At 38.8% G+C, this 2,311-nt stretch carries 2 protein-coding genes; one reads left to right on the forward strand and one right to left on the reverse strand.

Annotated features, from left to right (window positions below):
- Positions 1-294 (forward strand): helix-turn-helix transcriptional regulator (locus VIP81_RS10430; protein WP_331959545.1); only part of this gene is annotated, 294 nt, incomplete at its 5' end.
- Between the two features lie 126 nt (positions 295-420).
- On the opposite strand, the gene VIP81_RS10435 is transcribed toward VIP81_RS10430, so the two are convergent.
- Entirely contained in the window at positions 421-1,617 is a 1,197-nt protein-coding gene (locus VIP81_RS10435; RefSeq protein WP_331959548.1) for an IS256 family transposase, read from the reverse strand.
- Between the last annotated feature and the right edge of the window lie 694 nt (positions 1,618-2,311).

Consider the following 2,311-nt stretch of genomic DNA (forward strand, 5'->3'; position numbering starts at 1 on the left):
TTTTTTAAAATAAAAATGCGGAATTTATCCAAAGTTCAGAAAATGAATGAGGAAAGAGATAAAAACAGACTACAGGAAATTGGCGAGCGTCTGCGCAAAATCAGAGAAAAAGAGGCCAAAATAAGCCTTGATGAACTGGCATCAAGATGCGATGTGACCAAAGGCAATATTAGTAATATTGAAAATGGGAAAAAGGATTTTACGTTTACAACCTTCCTTGAAATAGCAAAGGGGTTAAACGTTCATCCCAAACACTTACTCGATCATAATTTCAAGTTCCTTAAGGAAGACTAACAGAAAGCGCTCTGTCCAGGATGATTTTCTTACAACAGTCCAGTAGCGGACAAATGCTGCAAAAATCATCCTAGACGGGACTATTTCAGTAAGTGTGTAAGTTTGAAAATCGAGGATGTTAACTATCTAAATTTTTACTCTGCTTCCAAATATAGTTAAGAACTGATTAAGGATCATGCCCCAATTTCTCATGGGCATGGTCCATTTTTTTGAGGACTCTCTCAGCGCAAGGTATACGGATTTCATTACAGCATCATCAGTAGGGAATGACAGCTTGTTTTTTGTATACTTTCTGATCTTACCATTCAGATTCTCAATAAGATTTGTCGTGTAAATAATCTGACGGATATCAATGGGGAAATCAAAGAACACAGTCAATTCATCCCAATTTTCCCGCCAGCTCTTTACCGCATAAGCATATTTACTAGTCCATTTTTTATCAAGGCTATCAAGCCCTGCTAGCGCAGCCTGTCGGGTGGGAGCTGCATAAATATCTTTTAAATCTGTAGTAAATTCCTTTTTGTCCTTCCATACTACATACCGGCAGCTATTACGGATTTGGTGAACAACACAAATTTGGGTAGCAGAGTCTGGAAATATGGAACGGATTGTCTGGGTAAAGCCATTGAGATTATCTGTTGCTGTGATCAGAATATCTTCCACACCGCGAGCCTTCATGTCTGTCAAAACGCTCATCCAGTAAGCTGCCGATTCATTCTTACCCAGCCACATTCCCAGTACTTCTTTAAGCCCATCCCTGCGAAGTCCAACAGCAATGTGAACTGTCTTATTAATTACTTTACTGTTCTCTCTTACTTTGAAAACGATACCGTCCATCCACACAATCAGGTAAACAGGTTCTAAAGGACGATTCTGCCAGGCGACGATATCCTCAGCTACTTTTGCCGTAATACGGCTTATGGTAGCCCCGGAAACATCAAACTTATAAACTTCCCGAACTTGTTCCTCAATATCAGATACACTCATTCCTTTGGCATAAAGTGACACTATTACCTCTTCAAGCCCTTCTACCATGCTTTCCCTTTTGGGTACAATCATGGGGTTAAAACTGGCATCTCTGTCTCTTGGTACCTTGATCTCTGATTCTCCGTATTGCGTTTTGATCTTCTTTTTACCATAACCATTACGGGCGTTATCATTATTGGTTTGCTCATTCTTATTGTAGCCTAGATGGCCATCCAGCTCACCTTCAAGCATTTTTTCTATACCCCGCTTCTGAATCAGGGCCAGAAAGTCATTCAATTCCTTGCCTGTCTTAAATTGTTTTAAAAAGTCGTCTGATATGAAGTCTTCTGCTTTCATAATACTGTGTATATAGTTTTAAAATTAAGAAAATCGAGGTGAATCCCCGATTTTCAGATTTACACAGTTTATGAGATAGTGTCTCCGGAAAGAAAAATTAGCGATGGAGTAACATATCGTGATTACTCTTTCGAACTTAAAATTTCAATTGCCTTTTCCATCAGTTCATCCCTATCTTTCATAATTTCTTTTATGGTTGGATGTATTTTGTAGTCAATTTTAATGTCAACGCACTGAGGTTAACCTCCGTCCTGATAAAAGACGCCTAGCCCGGAGATCGTTGTGCTTAAGCCGCTTGGAAGGGAATATAGGAAACATTTCCGTCCGCTCCAGCGGTTGTAAGAAATGTATCTATTTGGCTATCAATATTTTCAACTCACAAAGAGCTTTTAGATGATCATAAAACTGGTTCGAGAATTGTCCGACCGGGATCACCGACAACAAAAGCCGCTGCTATAGCGGCTTTTGTTGTATATCCTATTAAGATACTCGAACTTTTTTACTGAGGACCAACATCATTACCTAAATAGGGGTAGATCAAATCGATTTATCTATTCTCTCCTAATAACATTTGTGAACTTCTCCACGGTATTACATTAATTCCATTGCTTCTTTTCTGTGGGGTATCTCCTGCATAAATTACACTTCCTTTATCTGTGCCCGTTATTTTATTCCAGAATTGAAAATTTTTAAA

The sequence above is a fragment of the Chitinophaga sp. genome, from assembly GCF_036566945.1.
In the GTDB taxonomy this organism is placed as follows: domain Bacteria; phylum Bacteroidota; class Bacteroidia; order Chitinophagales; family Chitinophagaceae; genus Chitinophaga.

Bases quoted from the DNA above. Each gene is read 5' to 3' on its own strand.
- VIP81_RS10435 (WP_331959548.1), bottom strand. From the start codon at position 1,617: ATGAAAGCAGAAGACTTCATATCAGACGACTTTTTAAAACAATTTAAG.